The organism is Sulfurivirga caldicuralii (assembly GCF_900141795.1).
Lineage (GTDB): Bacteria > Pseudomonadota > Gammaproteobacteria > Thiomicrospirales > Thiomicrospiraceae > Sulfurivirga > Sulfurivirga caldicuralii.
In genome coordinates this window covers 522,347-544,056 of record NZ_FSRE01000001.1, presented here as the reverse complement: position 1 = coordinate 544,056, position 21,710 = coordinate 522,347, and the positions used below count along the sequence as shown (strand labels likewise).

At 59.3% G+C, this 21,710-nt stretch carries 22 protein-coding genes; 6 read left to right on the top strand and 16 right to left on the bottom strand.

Annotated features, from left to right (window positions below):
- Positions 1-6: 6 nt before the first annotated feature.
- The 6 genes from carA to hrcA form a co-directional block, all read right to left on the bottom strand.
- Positions 7-1,152: a glutamine-hydrolyzing carbamoyl-phosphate synthase small subunit gene (gene carA, locus BUQ81_RS02830; RefSeq protein ID WP_074200862.1), complete on the bottom strand. Its 1,146-nt coding sequence runs from the start codon at positions 1,150-1,152 to the stop codon at positions 7-9.
- Positions 1,153-1,330: 178 nt separating this feature from the next.
- On the bottom strand, positions 1,331-2,137 hold the full coding sequence (gene dapB, locus BUQ81_RS02825) for a 4-hydroxy-tetrahydrodipicolinate reductase (RefSeq protein ID WP_074200941.1): 807 nt from the start codon (positions 2,135-2,137) through the stop codon (positions 1,331-1,333).
- A gap of 10 nt (positions 2,138-2,147) precedes the next feature.
- Entirely contained in the window at positions 2,148-3,308 is a 1,161-nt protein-coding gene (gene dnaJ, locus BUQ81_RS02820; protein ID WP_074200861.1) for a molecular chaperone DnaJ, read from the bottom strand.
- A 148-nt stretch (positions 3,309-3,456) separates the two neighbouring features.
- Positions 3,457-5,379, bottom strand: coding sequence for a molecular chaperone DnaK (gene dnaK / locus BUQ81_RS02815; protein ID WP_074200860.1), 1,923 nt, complete (start codon positions 5,377-5,379; stop codon positions 3,457-3,459).
- A 71-nt stretch (positions 5,380-5,450) separates the two neighbouring features.
- Complete coding sequence (gene grpE / locus BUQ81_RS02810; protein WP_074200859.1) at positions 5,451-6,017, bottom strand: nucleotide exchange factor GrpE; 567 nt, start codon at positions 6,015-6,017, stop codon at positions 5,451-5,453.
- Positions 6,018-6,050: 33 nt separating this feature from the next.
- Positions 6,051-7,097: a heat-inducible transcriptional repressor HrcA gene (hrcA, locus tag BUQ81_RS02805; protein WP_074200858.1), complete on the bottom strand. Its 1,047-nt coding sequence runs from the start codon at positions 7,095-7,097 to the stop codon at positions 6,051-6,053.
- 91 nt (positions 7,098-7,188) lie between these two features.
- Here hrcA and BUQ81_RS02800 point away from each other — a divergent pair, with 91 nt between their 5' ends.
- The 3 genes from BUQ81_RS02800 (at position 7,189) to BUQ81_RS02790 (ending at position 10,269) form a co-directional block, all read left to right on the top strand.
- The gene (locus BUQ81_RS02800) at positions 7,189-8,067 is read left to right on the top strand and encodes an NAD(+) kinase (protein WP_074200857.1); all 879 of its coding nucleotides are present in this window, start codon (positions 7,189-7,191) and stop codon (positions 8,065-8,067) included.
- Positions 8,068-9,741: a DNA repair protein RecN gene (gene recN, locus BUQ81_RS02795; RefSeq protein WP_074200856.1), complete on the top strand. Its 1,674-nt coding sequence runs from the start codon at positions 8,068-8,070 to the stop codon at positions 9,739-9,741. It begins immediately after the preceding gene.
- An 84-nt stretch (positions 9,742-9,825) separates the two neighbouring features.
- The gene (locus BUQ81_RS02790; protein ID WP_074200855.1) at positions 9,826-10,269 is read left to right on the top strand and encodes a phosphate-starvation-inducible PsiE family protein; all 444 of its coding nucleotides are present in this window, start codon (positions 9,826-9,828) and stop codon (positions 10,267-10,269) included.
- 224 nt (positions 10,270-10,493) lie between these two features.
- Here BUQ81_RS02790 and BUQ81_RS02785 read toward each other — a convergent pair whose 3' ends face one another.
- Entirely contained in the window at positions 10,494-10,805 is a 312-nt protein-coding gene (locus BUQ81_RS02785; protein WP_074200854.1) for a YqfO family protein, read from the bottom strand.
- Between the two features lie 323 nt (positions 10,806-11,128).
- Between BUQ81_RS02785 and BUQ81_RS02780 the strand changes: the two genes are divergently transcribed.
- A complete protein-coding gene (locus tag BUQ81_RS02780) occupies positions 11,129-11,452 on the top strand; it encodes a hypothetical protein (protein WP_074200853.1) in 324 nt (107 codons plus the stop codon).
- A 75-nt stretch (positions 11,453-11,527) separates the two neighbouring features.
- On the opposite strand, the gene BUQ81_RS02775 is transcribed toward BUQ81_RS02780, so the two are convergent.
- Positions 11,528-11,818, bottom strand: a complete 291-nt coding sequence (locus tag BUQ81_RS02775) for a DUF3579 domain-containing protein (RefSeq protein WP_074200852.1) — start codon at positions 11,816-11,818, stop codon at positions 11,528-11,530.
- Between the two features lie 143 nt (positions 11,819-11,961).
- Between BUQ81_RS02775 and BUQ81_RS02770 the strand changes: the two genes are divergently transcribed.
- Positions 11,962-13,035 carry a 3-deoxy-7-phosphoheptulonate synthase gene (locus tag BUQ81_RS02770; RefSeq protein WP_074200851.1) on the top strand — a complete coding sequence of 358 codons (1,074 nt, stop codon included), beginning with the start codon at positions 11,962-11,964 and terminating at the stop codon, positions 13,033-13,035.
- Between the two features lie 175 nt (positions 13,036-13,210).
- On the opposite strand, the gene thiL is transcribed toward BUQ81_RS02770, so the two are convergent.
- From thiL to glyA, 8 genes are all read right to left on the bottom strand, one after another.
- Positions 13,211-14,131 carry a thiamine-phosphate kinase gene (gene thiL / locus BUQ81_RS02765; RefSeq protein WP_074200850.1) on the bottom strand — a complete coding sequence of 307 codons (921 nt, stop codon included), beginning with the start codon at positions 14,129-14,131 and terminating at the stop codon, positions 13,211-13,213.
- Between the two features lie 71 nt (positions 14,132-14,202).
- Entirely contained in the window at positions 14,203-14,649 is a 447-nt protein-coding gene (gene nusB, locus BUQ81_RS02760) for a transcription antitermination factor NusB (RefSeq protein WP_074200849.1), read from the bottom strand.
- Positions 14,646-15,107 (bottom strand): 6,7-dimethyl-8-ribityllumazine synthase, encoded by a 462-nt coding sequence (ribH, locus tag BUQ81_RS02755; protein ID WP_074200848.1) that lies wholly within the window; start codon positions 15,105-15,107, stop codon positions 14,646-14,648. Before ribH ends, nusB begins: the two co-directional genes overlap by 4 nt.
- Positions 15,094-16,221 carry a bifunctional 3,4-dihydroxy-2-butanone-4-phosphate synthase/GTP cyclohydrolase II gene (ribBA, locus tag BUQ81_RS02750; RefSeq protein WP_074200847.1) on the bottom strand — a complete coding sequence of 376 codons (1,128 nt, stop codon included), beginning with the start codon at positions 16,219-16,221 and terminating at the stop codon, positions 15,094-15,096. The genes ribH and ribBA overlap by 14 nt, the downstream gene beginning before the upstream one ends.
- Positions 16,218-16,877, bottom strand: coding sequence for a riboflavin synthase (locus tag BUQ81_RS02745; RefSeq protein ID WP_074200846.1), 660 nt, complete (start codon positions 16,875-16,877; stop codon positions 16,218-16,220). The genes ribBA and BUQ81_RS02745 overlap by 4 nt, the downstream gene beginning before the upstream one ends.
- Position 16,878: 1 nt before the next feature.
- Positions 16,879-18,030, bottom strand: coding sequence for a bifunctional diaminohydroxyphosphoribosylaminopyrimidine deaminase/5-amino-6-(5-phosphoribosylamino)uracil reductase RibD (ribD, locus tag BUQ81_RS02740; RefSeq protein ID WP_074200845.1), 1,152 nt, complete (start codon positions 18,028-18,030; stop codon positions 16,879-16,881).
- Positions 18,027-18,506 carry a transcriptional regulator NrdR gene (gene nrdR, locus BUQ81_RS02735; protein ID WP_074200844.1) on the bottom strand — a complete coding sequence of 160 codons (480 nt, stop codon included), beginning with the start codon at positions 18,504-18,506 and terminating at the stop codon, positions 18,027-18,029. The genes ribD and nrdR overlap by 4 nt, the downstream gene beginning before the upstream one ends.
- A 71-nt stretch (positions 18,507-18,577) precedes the next feature.
- Entirely contained in the window at positions 18,578-19,849 is a 1,272-nt protein-coding gene (gene glyA / locus BUQ81_RS02730; protein ID WP_074200843.1) for a serine hydroxymethyltransferase, read from the bottom strand.
- A 173-nt stretch (positions 19,850-20,022) separates the two neighbouring features.
- On the opposite strand from glyA, the gene ettA reads away from it, so the two are divergent.
- The gene (gene ettA, locus BUQ81_RS02725) at positions 20,023-21,693 is read left to right on the top strand and encodes an energy-dependent translational throttle protein EttA (protein WP_074200842.1); all 1,671 of its coding nucleotides are present in this window, start codon (positions 20,023-20,025) and stop codon (positions 21,691-21,693) included.
- Positions 21,694-21,710 lie beyond the last annotated feature (17 nt).

The following is a 21,710-nucleotide window of genomic DNA, read 5'->3' as shown; positions in this document are numbered from 1 at the left end:
ACTCTGTTATCCCTGAGCTGCACGGTTTTCAATGTCTGCAATAAACTGGTCGAACAGGTAGGCCACATCGTGCGGGCCGGGGCTCGCTTCCGGGTGCCCCTGAAAGCTGAAGGCGGCGCGATCCTTGAGGCGAATGCCCTGCAGCGAGCCATCAAACAGCGACTTGTGCGTCACGTCAACATTGTCCGGCAGAGACGCTTCGTCCACGGCAAAGCCGTGGTTCTGCGAGGTGATGTAAACGCGCCCGCTGTCCAGATCCTGCACCGGATGGTTGGCGCCATGATGGCCGAACTTCATCTTCACGGTGCGCGCACCCGCTGCCAGCGCCAGCAGCTGATGACCGAGGCAGATGCCGAACACGGGAATATCGGTCTTCAGAATGGTCTGGATGGCTTCGATGGCGTAGTCACACGGCTCCGGATCACCGGGACCATTGGAAAGGAAGATGCCGTCCGGGTTCATGGCCAGAACATCCTCTGCCGGGGTCTTCGCCGGCACCACGGTAAGCTTGCAGCCTCGATCCGCCAGCATGCGCAAGATGTTGCGCTTCACGCCGAAGTCGTAGGCGACAACGTGATATTTTGCTTCGGCACTGCGGTCCACGTGTCCCTCGCCCAAGCGCCAGGTGCCTTCGGTCCACACATAGGTTTCCGGCGTGGTCACTTCCTGTGCCAGATCCATGCCCTTGAGGCCAGCAAAGGCCTTGGCCTGAGCAATGGCCCCATCGGGATCCAGATTGTCGCCCGCCTGGATGACGCCGTTCTGTGCACCCTTCTCGCGCAGAATGCGGGTCAGCTTGCGGGTATCGATGTCGGCGATGGCCACCACATTCTGCTGCCGCAGATAGCTCTGCAGATCGCTTTGCGCGCGGAAATTACTGTGCAGCGGCGGCAGATCGCGAATGACCAGCCCTTGCGCCATGATACGCGGGGACTCTTCATCCTCGTGATTGACGCCCACATTGCCAATGTGCGGGTAGGTCAGCGTTACGATCTGACGGAAATAGGACGGGTCGGTAAGGATCTCCTGATACCCCGTCATGGATGTATTGAAAACCACCTCGCCGACGGTCTCTCCTTCAGCACCGATCGACTGCCCCCAGAAAACCGTGCCGTCTTCCAGCGCCAGAATTGCTGTATGCTGCTGTGCCATAGTCACCCTTCGCTGCTGACCGTGTACTGATCAAGACCCACCTACAAAAAACGGAGCACAACCCCAAGTGGGCTGGCTCCGTTCTAATAGGCTGCGGGGCTCGTCATGCACACCAATCCGTGTTTAAACCAAATTAGGCGAATTTTAACGGATTTATGCCCGCTTTTCAGGGTTTTGTTTACCCTTTCAGACCCAACACGTCCTGCATGTCATACAGGCCGCGGTCACGGGCGCGCAGCCATACACAGGCGCGTGCCGCGCCCTTGGCAAAGGTCATGCGACTGGATGCCTTGTGGGTAATTTCCACCCGCTCGCCCTCGGTGGCGAACATCACGGTGTGCTCTCCCACAATATCGCCGGCACGAATGGTTTCAAACCCAATCTGCTTGTGGGGGCGCTCGCCGGTAATGCCTTCACGGCCATAGACCGCCACCTCCTTCAAATCCCAGCCAAGTGTTTCGGCCACCACTTCACCCATACGCAATGCAGTCCCGGATGGCGCGTCCACCTTGTGACGGTGGTGGGCCTCGATCACTTCGATGTCGTACTGCTCTGGATCCAGCACGGATGCCGCCATCTGCAGCAGTTTCAGCACCAGATTGACACCCACGCTCATGTTGGGCGCAAACACGATGGCGATCTGCTCGGCGGCTTCACGGATGGCGGTTAGACCCGCCTCATCAAAGCCGGTGGTGCCAATCACCATCTTCTTGCCGTGAGCTCGACAGATTTCAATATGCTTCAAGGTGGCCTCTGGGCGGGTAAAGTCTATGACCACATCAAACTGATCTGCCACCTTGCCCAAGTCATCCACAATGGGCACACCAATGGCGCCAATGCCGGCCAGCTCGCCTGCATCGGCTCCCACAAAACTGCCGCCGGGCCGCTCCGTGGCGGCGGCAACGATAAGGCCAGGCGTCTCATGCACGGCCTTGATCAGGTTTCGCCCCATGCGCCCTGAGGCACCGGCAATGGCTACTCGCATCTCGCTCATCTCATGACTCCCAAGGTGATTGATCCTGACTCTTCTTGCCCTCGTCGCCGCTGAAAAACGCCTTGACCTTGTCCCAGAACGAGTGCGCCTGCGGGCTATGGGTATGCTGGCGCCCTGCCAGCGTGGCTTCAAACTGCTCCAGCAGGCTGCGCTGCTCAGCAGTCAGCTTGACCGGCGTTTCAATCTGCACGGTACACAGCAGATCCCCCGTCCGCCCCGTATGCACGGACTTGATGCCCTTGCCCGCCAGCTTGAACACCTGGCCACTCTGGGTGCCTGCCGGAATTTTCAGCAACGTGGTCTTGCCGTCCAGTGTAGGTATCTCCACTTCTCCGCCCAGTGCAGCCGTGGGGAAGCTGATGGGGATCTCGCACAGCAGATTGCTGCCGTCCCGCTTGAACAGAGGATGCGGCTTGATGAAAAAGCGCACATACAGATCCCCGGCAGGCGCTCCGGGCTCGCCCGGCTCGCCTTCACCGCGCAGTCGCACGCGGTCGCCGTTGTCCACACCGGCCGGTACCTTGATCCGCAGGGTCTTGTATTTTTCAACCAGCCCTTCGCCACGACACTGGGGACAGGGTTCGGCGATAATCTGACCGCTGCCATGACACGCCGGACAGGTCTGCGACACCACAAAGAACCCCTGTTGAATGCGCACCTGCCCGGCTCCGCCACAGGTTGGGCAAGTCTTCACCGCATCGGGCGAAGCCGCACCTGTTCCGCCGCAGGCCTCGCAGGACTGACGCACCGGAATGCGAATCTCCACCGTGTCGCCAAAGGCGGCCTGCTCGAGGGTAATCTCCATGTCGTACTGAAGATCGTGCCCGGCACGGGGGCCGCGCTGACGCCGGCCGCCAAAGATGTCGCCGAACAGGTCGTCGAAAATGTCACCGAAACCACCGGCGCCATAGCCGCCACCCCCGCCGCCGCTGCCTTCAACGCCCGCATGGCCAAACTGATCATAAGCAGCACGCTTCTGCGGATCAGACAAGACCTCGTAGGCTTCGGTAATTTCCTTGAACTTCTCTTCCGCCTCCTTGTCCCCCGGGTTGCGGTCAGGGTGATACTTCATCGCCAGCTTGCGGTAGGCCCGCTTGATCTCGGTTTCGCTGGCGGTCCTGGAGACCTGCAGAATTTCGTAATAACAGCGTTTGCTCGCCATGGGTCAGAATACTCCGGACTGGGCACTCAAACGGATTGTTGAGTAGCGCTCAACAATCCGCTCGAATCAAAAACTCACTTTTAGAAACGGGGATACAAAAAAAGGGCGCTCCCGAAGGAAACGCCCGATTATACCTCACGCTTGAGGATTACTTCTTGTCGTCATCGACTTCTTCAAACTCGGCGTCGACCACGTCGTCATCGCGGCTTGCCGCGGACTGGCTGCCTTGCGCCTGTTGTTGCTGACCACCGCCGGTCTGCGCCTGCTCGGTCGCCGCTTTCTGCATCGCTTCGGCCAGTTCCTTGGTCTTGCTTTCGATGACCGCTTTTTCATCGCCCTTGACGGCTTCTTCCACGGCCTCGATCGCCTTTTCAACCAGCGACCTGGTCGCTTCGCTGATCTTCTCAACCGCTTCCTTAAGCAGCTTCTTGGCTTCGTGTACCAACGCGTCGGCCTGGTTGCGCGCCTCGATCAGTTCGCGGGCCTTGCGGTCTTCTTCCGCGTGGGCTTCCGCTTCCTTGATCATGCGCTCGATCTCTTCCTCTGTCAGACCGGAAGATGCCTGAATGGTGATCTTCTGCTCCTTGCCTGTCTGCTTGTCCTTGGCGGACACGCTGAGGATACCGTTCGCATCGATGTCGAAGGTTACCTCGATCTGCGGCACACCACGGGGTGCAGGCGGAATGTCTTCCAGGTTGAACATGCCGAGGGACTTGTTGTCCTTCGCCAGCTCACGCTCGCCCTGCAGCACGTGAATCGTCACCGCAGTCTGGTTGTCTTCCGCTGTCGAGAAGATCTGCGACTTGCGTGTCGGAATGGTGGTGTTCTTCTCGATCAGCTTGGTCATGACGCCACCCATGGTTTCGATACCCAGAGACAGCGGGGTCACGTCCAGAAGCAGTACGTCCTTCACTTCGCCGGACAGTACGCCACCCTGGATCGCGGCACCGATGGCAACGGCTTCATCCGGGTTCACATCCTTGCGCGGTGCCTTGCCGAAAAACTCTTCCACCTTCTTCTGCACCAGCGGCACACGGGTTGAACCACCCACCAGGATGACGTCATCAATGTCGCTATTGCTCAGGCCTGCATCCTTCATGGCAATGCGGCAGGGCTCGATGGATTTTTCCACCAAGTCCTCGATCAGCGACTCGAACTTCGCGCGAGTAATGCGCACGTTCAGGTGCTTCGGACCGGTCGCATCTGCCGTAATGTACGGCAGGTTGATGTCGGTCTGCTCACGCGAAGACAGCTCGATCTTCGCCTTTTCCGCCGCTTCCTTCAGGCGCTGCAGTGCCAGCGGGTCATTGCGCAGGTCGACGCCCTGATCCTTCTTAAACTCCTCGACCACATAGTCGATGATGCGCTTGTCGAAGTCTTCACCACCCAGGAAGGTGTCACCGTTGGTGGCCAGCACTTCAATCTGCTTCTCACCGTCCACATCGGCCACTTCGATGATGGAGATATCGAACGTACCACCACCGAGGTCGTATACGGCAATCTTCTTGTCACCCTTGGTGTCCTTGTCCACACCGTAGGCCAGCGCAGCCGCAGTCGGCTCGTTGATGATACGCTTCACGTCCAGACCGGCGATGCGCCCTGCATCCTTGGTCGCCTGACGCTGTGCGTCGTTAAAGTAGGCTGGTACGGTAATAACGGCTTCCTTTACTTCATGGCCCAGATAGTCTTCTGCGGTTTCCTTCATCTTCTTCAGAATCAGGGCAGAGACTTCCTGCGGGGACATTTTCTTGCCGTTGACTTCCACCCATGCGTCGCCGTTGTCCGCACAGACGATCTTGTAGGGCACCATCTCCTTGTCTTTCTGCACGACCTCATCGTCACACTTGCGACCAATGAGTCGCTTGATGGCAAACAGGGTGTTTTCAGGGTTCGTCACCGCCTGACGCTTGGCGGGCTCACCCACCAGAATCTCACCGTCCTTGGTAAACGCCACGATGGACGGGGTTGTACGGGACCCTTCCGCGTTGGGGATTACTTTTGGTTCACCCCCTTCCATTACAGCCACACAGCTGTTGGTGGTACCCAGGTCAATACCGATAATCTTGCTCATATTCCGCTCTCCTTTACTATTCTTGAATTCTGCCTGTTATATGGGGACGCCTTGCAGCTTTCCAAGGGCCTTTATTCCGCTTCCTTGCTGACGACCACACGCGCCGGACGCACCAGCCGGTCATTGAGACTGTAGCCCTTCTGCACCACTTCAATCACCGTGTTCGGTTCCTTGTCTGCCACCGGCACCATGGTCATGGCTTCGTGCTTCTGTGGGTCAAAGGCCTCACCCTCGGGGTTGATGCGTTCCACGCCAAATTCCGCCATGGTGTCCAGCAACAGCTTGAGGGTCATTTCCATGCCTTCGCGCAAGGAGTCAATTGTGGCATTTTCGTTATGGGCCGCCTGAATACCCATTTCCAGACTGTCCACCACCGGCAACAGCGCATTGACGAATTTCTCCAGCGCGAACTTGTGCGCATTTTCCACGTCGATGCGCGTGCGCCGACGCAGGTTTTCCATATCGGCCTTCACGCGCAGCAGCTGCTCCCAATGATCCGCAGCCTGCTGCTTGGCTTCCTGCAACGCCTTCTCCAGATCCTGCTCAACCTGCGCTTCAGCCTGCTCAAGATCCTGAATCGCTTCTTCAGCGCTGGGCGCTTCAGGGTTCTGTTGGGTGTTTTTGTTTTCTTCGCTCATGGTTCCACCTGTTCAAATTCAGTTAAAAATCTCTTATTCAATTGGGATGGGTACGTGCTTTTTCAAGACCGAATCCACAATCTTTGCGGTCACATCCACCATGGGAATGATGCGCTCGTAGGGCATGCGCCGCGGGCCTAGCACGCCCAGCACACCCACCAGCTCATCACCCATGTCAAACGGGTGCGTAATGACAGAACAAGGCTCATACAACTCCAAGCCGGTTTCCCGCCCGATAAACACCTGCAACCCCTTGGCGGCAATGCTCTTGTCCAGCAGCGACAGAATGGCCTGATGTTCTTCAAAGGAGTTGAACAGCTGCTTGAGCTGTTGAATGTCCGCCAGTTCGTCGTACTGCAGCAGGTTTTTCTCGCCCTTCACCTTCAGCGGCGAAGCGCCCTGCTCGTGGGCCTCCAGTGCGTCCTCGGCCCCCTGTACAATGCGCAGCATGCCGCCATTAAGCTGCGCGCGCAATCCACTCATTTTCTGCAGCAGGCGTTCCCGTGCCTCGTGCAGCGTCAGCCCCACCAGTTCGGTATTGAAGAAGCTCGCCATGCGCTGCAGCTGATCGCTGCTGATATCCGCATCCAGCTCGATAAAGCGGTTCTCGGCTTCCTGCTCGTTGAACACCAGCACCACCAGCACCCTGCGGTCGGAGATCCGAATAAACTCCACATGACTGAGGCGCTCCTGGCGGCGATCCGGCATCAGTACGACACTGACCATGCCGGTCAGCTCGGACAGCAGCCGGGAGGCCGTATCCATGACGGCCTGTGCATCACCCGACTCAGCAATTTTGGATGCCAGCTGATGGGTCAGCTCAGCAGACAGGGGCTGACAGATGAGAAAGCGGTCCACATACAGCCGCAGCCCCTTGCTGGTGGGAATACGGCCGGCCGAGGTATGCGGCGCACGAATGAACCCCAGCCCTTCCAGATCGGCCATCACATTGCGCACCGTCGCCGGGCTCACGCCCACGTCCGGCAGCTTGGAGAGCGTGCGCGACCCGACCGGTTTTCCTTCCTTCAGGTATAATTCGATGAGTTTTTTCAACAACAGCTCATCACGCGCTTTCAACATGGTTCGCTCCCCTCAACGAGTGGCATTGGCACTCTCATTATTCGAGTGCTAATTATGGGGTCGGGTTCGGACTCGGTCAAGGAATACCGCCATGGCACACGCATTTGAACGCATCGGCATTATCGGCAAGTTCAACGCGCTGGAAGCGTGGGAAACCATCGGCCGCGTGATCGAGTTTTTCTCACAGGCCGGCTGCACTGTCTATCTCGATCAGGTCTGCTGTCCCGACTTTCCCATCGAACGCTATCCTGCCCGGCAGCTGCCACGGGAAGAGCTGGTCAGGAACATTGATCTGGGCGTGATCGTCGGCGGCGACGGCACCCTGCTCAACGCTGCTCGTGATCTGGTGGAGTACGACATCCCGGTACTGGGCATCAACCTGGGCCGTCTGGGCTTCCTGGTGGACTTTTCTCCGGATACGCTGGAGCAGTCCATGCAGGCCGTTCTGGCGGGCGACTATGAGGAAGAGTACCGCAGCATGCTCAAGGTAAGCGTGCATGAAAATACCCAGGAGGTGTTCCACCATCTCGCTTTTAACGACGTGGTGGTGCACAAGAAAGACACGCCGCGCATGATCGAATTCGACACCTGGGTGGACGATCACTTCATGAACCGGCAACGCTCCGACGGCCTGATCGTCACCTCGCCCACCGGTTCGACAGCCTACGCCCTCTCTGCCGGCGGCCCCATCATGGATCCGCGCCTCGACGCCATGGCACTGGTTTCCATCAATCCACATACACTGAGTAACCGGCCCGTAGTTGTCCCGGGCAGCAGCGTGGTCAAGGTAGTGCCTTCAAAAACCTGCACCGGCTCGGCCAAGGTCACCTGTGATGGTCAGGTGACGTTCGAGATCTTTGCGCAGCATATCACCCACGTGCAGACCTATGAAAAACGCCTGCGCATGATCCACCCCAGAGGCTACAACTACTACGATATCCTGCGCACCAAGCTGAAGTGGGGAAGCTGAATGCTTTCACAGCTGACCATCCGCAATCTGGCCGTCATCAAGCAGGTGGATATTTCCTTTGAAACCGGCTTTACCGCCCTGACCGGTGAAACCGGCGCCGGCAAATCGATCCTGCTGGATGCGCTCGGGCTGATCGCCGGCAACCGCGCCGACAGCGGCATGGTGCGACACGGCGAGAAACGGGCCGATATTCAGGCCGAATTCACTATCGCAGATCATCCCGCGCTGCAGCGCCTGCTTGAAGAAGAAGCCCTGCTGGATGAAGAGAGTCCGCACACGCTCCACGTGCGTCGTGTGGTACAGGCGGATGGGGGATCGCGTGCGTGGATAAACGGCATCCGGGTCACCGCTCAGCAGCTGAAGGAAATCGTGCCTCAGCTGCTGGAAATTCACAGCCAGCATGCTCACCAGCAGCTACTCGACAGCACCCAGCAACGCCGCCTGCTGGATGGCTGGCTCAATGCACCCGAGCTGCTGGCAATGGTCGCGGAAACATTTCAACGCTGGCAGCGCCTGCAGCATGAACTGGAAACGCTGCGATCCCAGCAGCACGAACAGGCACAGCGGCTGGCGGCGCTGACCCTGCAGCTGCAGCAGTTTGCCGAGTTAGCACCAAGCCGCGATGAGTACGAAACCCTGTCGCAACAGCATCACACCCTGGCCCATGCCCAGGAATATGAGCAGGGTTTGCGCCAGGCCATCGAGGCGCTCGACGGCAATGACAGCGCGGTATCCGCCTACTCCCAGGCACTGGCTGAACTGGAACCGCTGACCTCCATCAACCCCGAGCTTGAAAACACAGTGGCGCAGCTCAACGAACAGCTGATCGTCGCACAGGAGCTGGCACGGGATCTGACCCACGAAGCCGACAGCATCAGTCATGATCCCGAGGCGCTGGCGCAGGTAGAGGCCCGTCTGGCTCAATACCACGCCCTCGCCAAGCATTACCTGCTGGATCCTGAGGCACTGGAAGAGAAGCATCAGGCGCTACAAGCGGAATATGATCAGCTCAGCAATCTGGATACGACCCTCGATACGCTGGAAATGGAGGTGGCCGAGGGCGAAACGGCCTACCGCAACGCGGCGGAACAGTTATCTGAAGCACGCGCCCAGGCAGGCGAAAAACTGGCGCAGGAAATCGAAGCCATCCTGCCCACCATCGGGCTGGAAAAGGCACGCTTTGCCGTGGAAGTGACTCCCACCGCGACACCACAAAAACATGGCATGGATCAGGTAGCCTTCATGGTGACCACCAACCCGGGTCAGCCCCTGCAACCCCTGAAAAAAGTCGCCTCCGGCGGTGAGCTGGCGCGTATCAGCCTGGCGCTGGAGCTGGTGCTGACCAGCAGCCGCGGCATCGACACTCTTATATTTGACGAAGTGGACGTGGGCATTGGCGGCGGCGTCGCAGAACAGGTGGGCCGCCTGATGCAACGCCTGGGCACGCAGCGGCAGGTGCTGGCGATTACCCACCAGCCACAGGTGGCTGCCTGTGCTGACCATCATCTCCACATCGAAAAACAGAGCTCGGAGACGGAAACCGAAACGCACATCGCCCAACTGGATGAGGCCACAAGGGTTCAGGAACTGGCCCGCATGCTGGGCGGACAGACACTCACGGACACCACCCTGCGCCACGCCGAAGAACTCCTTGGGGCGGCGCGTCGCCCTTGAAGCAGGGCCTGCACACCCCCACATTCAAATTTGTAGGGGGGGTCCCCGACTTTTTCAAACTGCCAAAAATTCACGCGTGCCGCCATGAACCAGTTACCCCGCATTGAACGCTTCCTAACCCAGTCCAACAAGCTGCTGCACATTTTCATCGCTCTGGCGCTTCTGGCAGCCAGCGTGCTGGTGGTGGTGCAGTTCATCCTGCAGGTGTGGAACACGCTGCAGACTGGCAATTTCACCCGCGGGTTCCTCACAGCGCTTGGCAACCTGTTCGTGCTGTGGATTCTCTCATCGCTCATTTCCGCCGAGGTACGCTGGCTCAAGACCGGCATCTTTGACGTGCTGGTATTTGTGGAGGTGGTGCTGATCACTCTGCTGCGACAACTGGTGATCCTGCCGGTGGAAAGCGGCGGCAACATCAATGCATGGGCATGGGCCTATGGCCTGATCACCCTCGCCATCCTGGCGGTGGGTATCGTTTACTATCTGATGCGCCGCGACCCGCCGCCGCCAGTGGATGATCCTATCTGACAATTCTGGGGGCGAAAAAAACCCGCAGTGCATCTGCGCTGCGGGTTGCCTTTCCATTCGGTCGAACGAAGGTTTAAACAAAGCTCTTCAAGAGGAGGTCACTGTAAACAGTGAGATTGAATAATAATATAATGAAACCTTGATATCAACCCATGTGTGAACTTTTTTTGAACTTTTTTCCAGCTTAAAAAACAACAGCTTATAAATCCAGACAACTGTCCGCCTCAAAAATCCGCCAGTCGATAGACCTCGTAAGCCGGCGTTTCGTAGGGATGCGCAGCTTTCATCGCTGCGACCACCGCCTCGATTACGCCTGCCTCGCAGACCATCTCCACACGATATTCGGCCACCCGTTCCAGCGTATTTGCAGAGCCGATAAAGGGGCTGGCGCCTTCAAGCGGGCGAAACTGGCCAACGCCCAGCACCTGCCAGCTGCAGCGATCATAGTCACCAATACGCCCTGCACCGGCTGCAAACATCGCTTCCTTGACCGTTTCCTCATGTCCTACCGGGACAAAAAAGGCAATCTTGTACATCCTCTGCGCTCCTGTCGTGTGTACATTAAAATAGACACCTTCGCAAAACCTCTGAATGCGTTCGCGTTGCCGGCGCAATGATGACAGATTCAAGGCGAACGCCACAGGCTTTGGTGGGGCCAAAGGCAAGGCGTTCAACGAAGAAGATGCCATCATTGCGTCACAACCCGAAGGGACAGGGTAACAGGGGTCCAGACGCATACTGTAGTCAGGGAAGATACAACGGTCATACTGGGCCGCATGGACCAATGGTCCCTGTCGCGTCCGTTCAGAGGCTTTGCGAAGGTGCCACTGTAGCCCACTTTTCGACAGGTAGGAAACCCATGCATAAACTGCTCATTACCGCTGCCATTGTGCTCGTCTGGGGGTTGGCTGCCGCCATCCTGCAGCTGCCCATCCTGGCCAATCTGGAATTCATTTTTGGCCTGACCGGCTTCCTGATCCTCTTTTTCAAGGACTTTGACCCGGAACAGGCCACCGAAGAAGAAAAGACAATGCGCAAGCGCTGGCTGTGGACCTTTGCCATGGCGATGCTGCTGGGGCTTGTGTTCGGCTCACTGTGGAACAGCCATATTATCGAGCCCTCGCCTTACCCGGATGCCCCGCGCGTGCCACAGGAAGGCCTACTGCCCACACCGGCCAGCTGAAAACCGGGTCTGCATACCAAAACGCCCCGCAGTGGCGGGGCGTTTTGCTTTCCAGGTGCACGATAGTCTGCCGACCTACTTGCCCAGCTTGTCCTGATCAATGTCGCACACGTGACTCATGCGCAGCTTGTTGCTCTTGACGAAGTTCATCACGTAGTCGTACATGCCGGGATTCTCGTCCTTGAGGCGGTCGTCAATAATCAGACACTTTTGACCGTCATACAACTCGGGGTGCAGCAGATCGGAATAAACCAGGCGGCGGTGCTCGTACGTGGCCATCATCGATGCAATGCGGTCGATCCAGTCGCTGGGACGAAACTTTCTGCCGTCCTCGGTATAGCCCTCGATGATGTATTTGCAGTGCACGACGAGAAACCCTCTCTGAAATAACGGTAAACAGCGGAATTTTAGCACAGCCCCGAGCCCTGCGACCACAGCAGAACCCGACAAAAAATGGCATAATACTGCCTTTGTTTTTCACCCTTCTGAATCGAGGATCTGCTGCAACCATGACGCAATACCGCACTGACGATCTGCGTATCCGAGAAATTACCGAAGTTGTGCCACCGAAAACGCTGCACGAGCGCTTTCCGCTGGACGAAACCGCGGCCCGCACGGTCTATGAAACCCGCCAGCAGATTCACAATATCCTTTTCGGTGCAGACGACCGCCTGCTAGTCGTGATCGGACCCTGCTCCATTCACGACCCGGATGCGGCTCGCGACTACGCACAGCGACTGAAAAAGCAGATCGAACGCTTCAAGGACGATCTGCTGATCGTCATGCGCGTCTATTTTGAAAAGCCACGCACCACCGTCGGCTGGAAGGGGCTGATCAACGACCCGGACCTGGACGAAAGCTTCAAGATCAACAAGGGGCTGGGGCTGGCTCGCGAACTGCTGCTGGATGTCAACAAGCTGGGCGTGCCGGCCGCCACCGAATTCCTCGACCTGATTTCCCCACAGTACATTGCCGACCTGGTCAGCTGGGGCGCCATCGGTGCGCGCACCACCGAAAGTCAGGGTCATCGCGAGCTGGCCTCCGGCCTCTCCTGTCCCGTCGGCTTCAAGAACGGCACCGACGGCAGCGTCAAGATCGCGGTGGATGCCATTCGCGCCGCCATGCGCCCGCACATCTTCCTGTCGCTCACCAAGGACGGTCGTTCAGCCATCTTCTCTACCACCGGCAACGAAGACTGCCATGTCATTTTGCGCGGCGGCGCTTCCGGCCCCAACTACGATGAAGCACACGTCATGGAAGCGGTGCGCCAGCTGCAGGCTGCAAACGTGCAGGACAAGCTTATGATCGACTGCTCGCACGCCAACAGCAGCAAGCAGCACGAACGCCAGCTGGTGGTCGCGGAAGACATCGCGCGACAGTTGAAGGAAGGCGAAAGCGCCCCCTATATCATGGGCGCCATGGTGGAAAGCAATCTGAAAGCGGGCCGCCAGGATGTGGTACCCGGACAGCCGCTGGAATACGGTGTCAGCATTACCGACGCCTGCATTGGCTGGGACGACAGCGAAACCGTACTGGAAACCCTGGCAGAAGGCGTGCGCGCACGCCGGGCCCGCGGCGCCTGAGCTCAATCAGCTCGTCAATTTCCTGAAACCCGTTTTTACCTCATGACCCACCTCCGCCCAGGAAGAGAAGGGTGAGCGCCGCTGTTCCCATGGCTTGAAGGCCGCATAAGAGGTTGATCCGCTCAAGCGAGCCACTTTCCCAACCGCTCGGCTTTCCCTCGTCCTGTACCTCTAATTAAAAGTGCTGAAAGCCCCCATTGGCGAGTGAAACAGGTTGCCCGTGGTGCAATACGCTCACGCCCTCGCCCTCAATAACCTCACCAATCGGCACAGCCAGCCCAGCTGCCTCAATGCGAGCCGCTGTCTGCGCTGCAACACTCAACAGCAGCTGATAATCCTCACCCCCAGCCAGCGGCAGCGACCAGTCATGCTGACGGGCACACCAATCCGCCACGCCCTTCTGCATGGGGATTTTTTCCACGTAGAGACGCAACCCTACGCCTGATGCGGCAGCCATATGACCGGCATCCTGTACCAGGCCATCGGAAATATCAATGGCGGCGTGCACCGGATAATCGGCCAGTGCCTGCCACGCATCCAGCGGCAACCGGGGCTTGAGCTGCGCAGCCACCATTTCTTCATTCAGGCAAACCTCGCCCAGAAGCTGCTTCAACCCCAGCGCAGCAGCCCCCACCGGCCCCGTGAGCATCAGCGCATCCCTCGGCTGAGCGCCTGCGCGCCGCCAAGGCACACCGCGCAATTCACCCAAGGCAGTAATGGTGACCGTGAGGGTCTGTCCACCCGTGGTATCCCCTCCCAGCAGGCAACAGCCGAATGCGTGCTGCGCCTCATCCAGTCCACGGACAAAACCTGCCAGCCAGGCGTCATCAGCCTGGGGCAAGGTCAACGCAAGGGTGTAATGCCGCGGCGTGGCGTTCATGGCGAGCAGATCGCTCACATTGACCGCCAGCGCCTTCCACGCCACCGCCTCCGCCGGCGCATCGGGCAGAAAATGGCGCCCGGCCACGAGGGTATCGGTGCACACCGCCATCGAGCCGCTGCATTCAATCACCGCGGCATCATCACCAAGCGGCACCGACACATTGCGGCAAGCCAGTGGCGCAAAAAAGCGCTCGATCAGCTCAAATTCATGCAAGGAGGGGGGTCCCCGACTTTTTGAAAAGCCATTTTTTCAGCAGCCGTGCGGCGCGGCGAAAAGCAGTGGTTTCAGTGATTGGAAGCCGCTTTTTCCGCCTGGCGCACCTGTTCGGCCACTTTATCCAGCACAGCGTTAATGTACTTGTAGCTTTCCTCGGCACCGAAGTCCTTGGCCAGCTCCACCGCCTCGTCGATAACGGTGCGATACGGCACTTCCGGCGTCTGGGTCAGCTCCCAGGTGCCAAGGCGCAGAATGCTGCGCTCAATGGGATCGATGAGGGAAAAGGCCCGGTCCAGATACGGCTTGTAGAACGCATCCAGCTCATCACGATGCGCGGTAATATAGCGCACCGCGTTGCGATAGAGGTTCTGGTCGATCTTGTCGAACTCGGGCCGCTCCATGGCCTGGCGCTCCAGCTCGATCCACGGCGTGCCAGCGATCTCGTGCTGATAGAGCGACTGGATCGCCAGCTGGCGCGCCAGCGTGCGGTGGGACAGATTGGGATTGACCTTCATAACTGCTTAAGCACGTTAACGGTTTCGATGGCAGACAGCGCGGCCTCTTCACCCTTGTTGCCCGCCTTGGTGCCAGAACGCTCGATGGCCTGCTCGATGGAGTCCACCGTGAGCACGCCAAATGCCACCGGGATACCATGCTTGAGCATCACCTGCCCCAGCCCCTTGGCACACTCGCCGGCCACGTAATCGAAGTGGGGCGTGCCGCCGCGGATGACTGCACCCAGCGCGATCACGGCGTCGTACTTGCCGGAAGCCGCCATCTTTTCCGCTACCAGTGGAATCTCGAATGCACCAGGCACCTTGACCAGATCAATGGCGTTTTCATCGCCGCCGTGGCGCACGATGGTATCAATGGCCCCCTCCACCAGCGTATCCACCACAAAGTGGTTAAAGCGGCCGGCCACCAGACCGAACTTGAGGCCACTGGCGAGCAGGTTGCCTTCAATGGTTTTCATTGGCGTGTTCCTTTTCTACGTTGTCCACAATTTCCAGACCGAAGCCGCTCAGGGCGTTCAGGCGCGTATAGCTGCCAATAATGCGCAGTTTTTTCAGGCCCAGATCGGCGAGAATCTGCGCCCCCAGCCCAAAGGTTTTCTGATCGTCGTTGGGCTCGGCTTCGGGCGGCTCAATGCCGCGATCCTTGAGCGCATAATGCTGAATTTTATCCAACAGCGCGGTATCCGATTCCTTTTTGCGCAGCACCACGATCACGCCACTGCCCGCCTCGCTGATCTGACGCATGGCTTCGCGCAGCGGCCAGCCACACTCTTCACGGGTGGCGTGAAACAGGTCGCACAACGTATCCTGCATGTGTACGCGCACCAGCGTTGGTGTTTCGGGATCGATCGGCCCCTTCACCAGGGCAAAATGGGCCTTGTGCTCCACAATATCCTCGTAGCCCACCAGGCGGAAGTCGCCATATTCGGTGGGCAGGTTGCACTCGGCCACCCGCTCAATGGTCTTCTCATGCTTGAGACGGTAGTGAATCAGGTCGGCGATGGTGCCCATCTTCAGGCCGTGTTCCTTGGCGAAGCGCTCCAGGTCATCGCGCCGCGCCATGGTGCCGTCCTCGTTCATGATCTCCACGATCACCGACGCCGGCTGATGTCCGGCCAGCCGCGCCAGATCGCAGCCCGCCTCGGTATGCCCGGCGCGGGTGAGCACACCCCCCGCCCGTGCCATCAGCGGAAACACATGCCCGGGGGTGACGATATCATCCGGCTTGGCGTCCGGCTTGACGGCGGTGCGGATGGTCACGGCACGGTCGTGGGCGGAAATGCCGGTGGTCACGCCCCTGGCCGCCTCGATGGAAACGGTGAAATTGGTGCCGTGGGGGTCGCGATTGTCGCGTACCATCAGCGGCAGATGCAGCTGGCGACACTTTTCTTCTGTCAGCGTCAGGCAGATCAGGCCACGGCCATACTTGGCCATGAAATTGATGTCTTCCGGCGTGACCGTATCCGCCGGCACCATCAGGTCGCCTTCGTTTTCGCGGTCCTCGTCATCCATGAGGATCACCATCTTGCCCTGACGGTAATCCTCGATAATCTCTTCAATAGGGCTGATCATACAAAGCCTCGTTCTGCCAGCAGAATTTTCAAGCGGTCATCGCTGCCGCCCTGTTCATCTTCCATGGGGCCGGTGAGCAGCCGTTCAAGATAGCGGGCGATCAGATCCACCTCCAGGTTCACGCGATCGCCCACCTGCAGAAACTGCATGGTGGTCTCCTGTCGCGTATGCGGCACGATATTCACGTCAAACAGGGTACCGTCCACGTGATTCACGGTGAGGCTGATGCCATCCAGCGTGATCGATCCCTTGGCTGCAATGTAGCGCGCCAGCGCCACCGGCGCCTCGATCTGATAACGCCATGAGCGTGCTTCCGGCGTAATCGCCTTCACCACACCGATGCCGTCCACATGACCACTGACCAGATGACCGCCGAGGCGGTCCTGCAAGCGCAGTGCCTTTTCCAGATTGACCGGCGTGCCCACTGTCTTGTCCCTGAAGGTCGTCACCGCCAGGGTTTCTGCAGAGACGTCCGCCACATAGTGATCGCTGCCCAGTTCAATAGCCGTAAGGCAGACACCGGAGGTGGCGATGCTGTCGCCGATAGCCACGTCGCTCATGTCCAGCTTGCCGGTGGAGACGGTCAGGCGCCAGTCGCCATTGCGCGGTTCAATGCGCTCAATCCGCCCGACGGCTTCGATGATACCGGTAAACATGTCAACGCACCTCCGGATGGCGATAGATTTCGTAGAGGTCAGAGCCTACCTGACGGCAGTCCACCGGCGTCCAGCGGCGCACCTTCTCGATGGCGTCGATGGGCGGCAGTGCGCAGGCCGGACGGGCATCCCCGCCCAGCAGCTTGGCGGCGCGGAACCAGTGAAGTTCATCCACCCGATCTTCTTCCAGCATGGCGCCCGACAGCGTCGGCCCGGCTTCCACCAGCAGATCGCGCACCTGCCACTCCCGCGCCAGATGACGCAGAATCGCCTGTAGATCCAGACGCCCGGGCGACACCTCGTCCACCAGAATAAATTCAACGCCCATGGCGTGCAGCACGGCAGCGTTGATCTTTTCCTTCGCGCGCGCAGCATCGGTGGTGGCGATCAGCGTCTGGCCGGGCAGGTTGAGCATCTTCGCCGTCTGCGGAAAACGCAGCTGGCTGTCCAGCACCACCCGGATCGGATGACACAGCGCCTCGTCCAGGTGATAGCGTTCCTGCAGGTGTTCGGGCAGACGCACGTTCAGGCTGGGATCATCGGCAAGCACCGTACCAATGCCGGTCATGATGGCGCCGTGGCGGGCCCGCAGCAGGTGGCCGCGCTGACGGGCGGCCTCGTCGGTGATCCACTGGCTTTCGCCGCCGGCCGTGGCCGTGGCCCCATCCAGTCCGGTGGCCGTCTTCAGGCGCACGCAAGGGAGCCCTTCGGTCATGGCCTTGATGAAACCGCGGTTCAGCGCCATGGCCGCTTCGGTCATCAGGCCGATTTCCACCTCGATACCGTAGCTGCGCAGCAGCATGACGCCCTGACCGGAGACTTCGGGGTTGGGGTCGATCATGGCCACCACAACGCGGGCCACCTGTGCCTGAATCAGCGCATGAGCACAGGGCGGTGTGCGCCCCTGATGACTGCAGGGTTCCAGCGTGACATAGACGGTGCTGCCTTTCGCCGCCTCGCCTGCCTGCTGCAGAGCGATGCGCTCGGCGTGAGGTTCGCCGGCGCGTACATGGTAACCCTCGCCCACGATCTGGCCGTCCTTGACCACCACCGCACCCACGGCGGGGTTGGGGCGCGTGCTGTATAGCCCGCGTTCGGCCAGGCGCATGGCACGCGCCATGTAGCGATAATCGTCTGCGCTAAAACCGCTCATTCGCGCTTTTCTCCTTCCGCTGCGGTCAGTTTCATCAACCGTTCAATCTCCTCCCGGAATGCGTTCACATCCTGAAAGCTGCGGTACACGGACGCAAAGCGCACATAGGCCACCTGGTCCAGGTCGCGCAAGGCATCCATGACCAGCTCGCCGATCTGGCTGGCCGGCACCTCGCGAGCGCCTTCGCTCATCAGTTTTTGCTGGATGTCGTGCACGATGCGCTCGATGGCTTCGGAATCCACCGGGCGCTTTTCCAGCGCCTTGATCAGACCGCGGCGGATCTTGTCCGGGTCGAAGCGCTCGCGGTTGCCATCGCGCTTGATCACCCGCGGCAGCGACAGCTCAGCCACTTCGTAAGTGGTGAAACGCTCTCCGCATGCCTGACACACGCGGCGGCGGCGCACCTGAGTGCCCTCCTGCGCCAGGCGGGAGTCGATCACTTTGGTATCGTCGGTATGACAAAAGGGGCAACGCATGAATCGGTTCCGTATTCAATAAAAACGCCCGCACAACGGCGGGCGTTTCATTTTAGCAGGTTATGCAACGCTTACTTGTAAACGGGGAAGCGGCTGCACAAGTCGAGCACCTTCTGCTTCACATCTGCTTCCACTGCGTGATCCCAGGTTTCCGCTTCCTGATCGCAGGTGTCGATGATGTCGCACATCCAGTGGGCCAGCTCGGCACACTCGGCCTCCTTGAAACCGCGGGTGGTGATGGCCGGCGTGCCCACACGGATACCACTGGTGACAAATGGGCTCATGGGGTCGTTGGGCACCGCATTCTTGTTGACGGTGATATTGGCCGCGCCCAGTGCCGCGTCCACCAGCTTGCCGGTCAGACCCTGATTGATGAAGCTGACCAGAAACAGGTGGTTTTCCGTGCCACCAGAAACCACATCAAAACCACGCTCCACGAATACGCTCGCCATGGCCTTGGCGTTGGCTTTCACCTGCTTGGCCCATTCCTTGAACTCGGGCTCCATCGCCTCCTTGAACGCCACCGCCTTGCCGGCAATCACGTGCACCAGCGGCCCGCCCTGGGTGCCCGGAAACACCTTGGAGTTGATCTTCTTCTCGATTTCAGGATTGGCCTTGGCGAGGATCAGTCCGCCGCGCGGGCCGCGCAGGGTCTTGTGCGTGGTAGTCGTGGTGACATCGGCGATCTGCACCGGTGACGGATATTCACCCGCCGCCACCAGACCGGCTACGTGCGCCATGTCCACCATCAGGTAAGCGCCCACTTCGTCAGCGATGTCGCGGAAGGCCTGCCAGTCCACCACCTGTGAATAGGCGGAGAAGCCGCCCACGATCAGCTTGGGCTTGTGCTCCAGCGCCAGGCGGCGCACCTCGTCGTAATCGATGCGGCCGGTTTCGGTATCGATGCCATACTGTACGGAATTGAACACTTGTCCGGAGAAGTTCACCTTGGCACCGTGGGTCAGGTGGCCGCCGTGGGCCAGACTCATGCCCAGAATGGTGTCGCCCGGGTTGAGCAGCGCCAGATACACCGCCGCATTGGCCTGGGAACCGGAATGGGGCTGCACATTGGCAAAGTCGGCACCGAACAGTTCCTTGGCACGGTCGATGGCCGCCTGTTCGACGATGTCGGCGTATTCACAGCCGCCGTAGTAGCGCTTGCCCGGGTAGCCTTCGGCATACTTGTTGGTAAAGACGGAGCCCTGCGCTTCCATGACCCGCGGGCTGGTATAGTTTTCCGACGCAATCAGTTCAACGTGCTCTTCCTGACGACGCGCTTCCTTTTCAATGGCGTCGGCGATCAGATCGTCATAGCCGGCGATGGTCATGGACTTTTCAAACATGTGGGCTCTCCATACTGTGCTCAAAACGGAAAGGACGGTATTTTAACAGCTTGCCTCACCCGGCACCATGAACGCAGCGGCCCGATTGCATGAATTTGACACATGACCCGCCAGCACGTTGACACCAGCTATAATGAGCCGCAACACAACAACATGCATACCGTTCAATTCCTATGGCTCAATACATTTACACCATGAACCGGGTGAGCAAGATCGTGCCGCCCAACCGCACTATCCTCAAGGACATTTCCCTCTCCTTTTTCCCGGGCGCAAAAATCGGCGTGCTCGGCCTCAACGGTGCCGGCAAATCCACCCTGCTTCGCATCATGGCTGGCGTGGACACCGAATACGAAGGTGAAGCGCGCCCGCAGCCCGGCATCAAGATTGGCTATCTACCACAGGAACCGCAGCTGGACGAAAGCAAGGATGTGCGCGGCAATGTGGAAGAAGGGCTGGGCGAACTCAAGGCGCTGCTGGAGCGCTTCAACGAAGTGACCGCCGCCTTTGCCGACCCGGATGCCGATTTCGACAAGCTGCTGGCCGAACAGGCCGAACTGCAGGACAAGATCGATGCCGCCGGTGGCTGGGAGCTGGAACGCAAGCTGGAAATCGCCGCCGACGCCCTGCGCCTGCCGCCGTGGGATGCGGACGTAAAAAACCTGTCCGGTGGGGAAAAGCGCCGCGTCGCCCTGTGCAAGCTGCTGCTGTCCCAGCCCGACATGCTGCTGCTGGACGAACCCACCAACCACCTGGATGCCGAGTCCGTTGCCTGGCTGGAGCGCTATCTGCACGACTATCCCGGCACCGTGGTCGCCATTACCCACGACCGCTACTTCCTCGACAATGTGGCTGAGTGGATTCTGGAACTGGACCGCGGCGAAGGCATCCCTTGGAAGGGCAACTACTCCAGCTGGCTGGAACAGAAGGAGAAGCGTCTGGAAAACGAGGCCAAGCAGGAGCAGTCGCGCATCAAGGCGATGAAACAGGAGCTGGAGTGGGTGCGCGCCAATCCGAAAGGCCGACAGGCCAAGTCCAAGGCCCGCCTCCAGCGTTTTGAAGAGCTGGCCAACCAGAGTACGCAGAAACGCAACGAAACCACCGAACTGTTTATCCCGGTGGCAGAACGCCTCGGCAACAAGGTCATCGAGTTCGACCATGTTTCCAAGGGCTATGGCGACCGCCTGCTCATCGACGATCTGTCATTCATTGTGCCGCCGGGCGCGATCGTGGGCATTATCGGCCCCAACGGCGCCGGCAAGTCCACACTGTTCCGCATGATCATCGGTCAGGAGCAGCCGGACAGCGGCACCATTTCCATTGGCGAAACGGTGAAGCTCTCCTATGTGGATCAGAGCCGCGACGCCCTCGATCCCAACAAGACCGTCTGGGAAGAGATTTCCGACGGCCAGGACATCATTCAAGTGGGCAACCACGAAATCAATTCGCGCGCCTACGTGGGACGCTTCAACTTCCGCGGCACCGATCAGCAGAAGTACATCGGCCAGCTTTCCGGCGGTGAACGCAACCGCGTGCACCTGGCCAAGATGCTGCGCTCCGGCGGCAACGTGCTGCTACTGGACGAACCCACCAACGACCTGGACGTGGAAACCCTGCGTGCACTGGAAGAGGCGCTGCTGGACTATGCCGGCACGGCGATGGTCATTTCCCACGACCGCTGGTTCCTGGATCGGGTCGCCACGCATATCCTCGCCTACGAAGGCGATTCCGAAGTGGTGTGGTTCGAGGGCAACTACAGCGAATACGAAAAGGATCTGAAGCGGCGCAAGGGGGCAGACGCCGCCAACCCGCACCGCATCAAGTACAAGCCGGTTGTACGCGACTAACGCTTTTCAAGGAGGTC

What these genes read in the sequence shown, in the direction of transcription:
- ribD (WP_074200845.1), bottom strand. Translation starts at nt 18,030, where the DNA reads ATGAGCGGTTTTAGCGCAGACGATTATCGCTACATGGCGCGTGCCATG.
- BUQ81_RS02770 (WP_074200851.1), top strand. Translation starts at nt 11,962, where the DNA reads ATGACGCAATACCGCACTGACGATCTGCGTATCCGAGAAATTACCGAA.
- ettA (WP_074200842.1), top strand. Translation starts at nt 20,023, where the DNA reads ATGGCTCAATACATTTACACCATGAACCGGGTGAGCAAGATCGTGCCG.
- carA (WP_074200862.1), bottom strand. Translation starts at nt 1,152, where the DNA reads ATGGCACAGCAGCATACAGCAATTCTGGCGCTGGAAGACGGCACGGTT.
- nrdR (WP_074200844.1), bottom strand. Translation starts at nt 18,506, where the DNA reads ATGCGTTGCCCCTTTTGTCATACCGACGATACCAAAGTGATCGACTCC.
- dapB (WP_074200941.1), bottom strand. Translation starts at nt 2,137, where the DNA reads ATGCGAGTAGCCATTGCCGGTGCCTCAGGGCGCATGGGGCGAAACCTG.
- dnaJ (WP_074200861.1), bottom strand. Translation starts at nt 3,308, where the DNA reads ATGGCGAGCAAACGCTGTTATTACGAAATTCTGCAGGTCTCCAGGACC.
- BUQ81_RS02785 (WP_074200854.1), bottom strand. Translation starts at nt 10,805, where the DNA reads ATGTACAAGATTGCCTTTTTTGTCCCGGTAGGACATGAGGAAACGGTC.
- dnaK (WP_074200860.1), bottom strand. Translation starts at nt 5,379, where the DNA reads ATGAGCAAGATTATCGGTATTGACCTGGGTACCACCAACAGCTGTGTG.
- grpE (WP_074200859.1), bottom strand. Translation starts at nt 6,017, where the DNA reads ATGAGCGAAGAAAACAAAAACACCCAACAGAACCCTGAAGCGCCCAGC.
- hrcA (WP_074200858.1), bottom strand. Translation starts at nt 7,097, where the DNA reads ATGTTGAAAGCGCGTGATGAGCTGTTGTTGAAAAAACTCATCGAATTA.
- glyA (WP_074200843.1), bottom strand. Translation starts at nt 19,849, where the DNA reads ATGTTTGAAAAGTCCATGACCATCGCCGGCTATGACGATCTGATCGCC.
- ribBA (WP_074200847.1), bottom strand. Translation starts at nt 16,221, where the DNA reads ATGATCAGCCCTATTGAAGAGATTATCGAGGATTACCGTCAGGGCAAG.
- nusB (WP_074200849.1), bottom strand. Translation starts at nt 14,649, where the DNA reads ATGAAGGTCAATCCCAATCTGTCCCACCGCACGCTGGCGCGCCAGCTG.
- recN (WP_074200856.1), top strand. Translation starts at nt 8,068, where the DNA reads ATGCTTTCACAGCTGACCATCCGCAATCTGGCCGTCATCAAGCAGGTG.
- BUQ81_RS02800 (WP_074200857.1), top strand. Translation starts at nt 7,189, where the DNA reads ATGGCACACGCATTTGAACGCATCGGCATTATCGGCAAGTTCAACGCG.
- BUQ81_RS02745 (WP_074200846.1), bottom strand. Translation starts at nt 16,877, where the DNA reads ATGTTTACCGGTATCATCGAAGCCGTCGGGCGGATTGAGCGCATTGAA.
- BUQ81_RS02790 (WP_074200855.1), top strand. Translation starts at nt 9,826, where the DNA reads ATGAACCAGTTACCCCGCATTGAACGCTTCCTAACCCAGTCCAACAAG.
- BUQ81_RS02780 (WP_074200853.1), top strand. Translation starts at nt 11,129, where the DNA reads ATGCATAAACTGCTCATTACCGCTGCCATTGTGCTCGTCTGGGGGTTG.
- ribH (WP_074200848.1), bottom strand. Translation starts at nt 15,107, where the DNA reads ATGAAAACCATTGAAGGCAACCTGCTCGCCAGTGGCCTCAAGTTCGGT.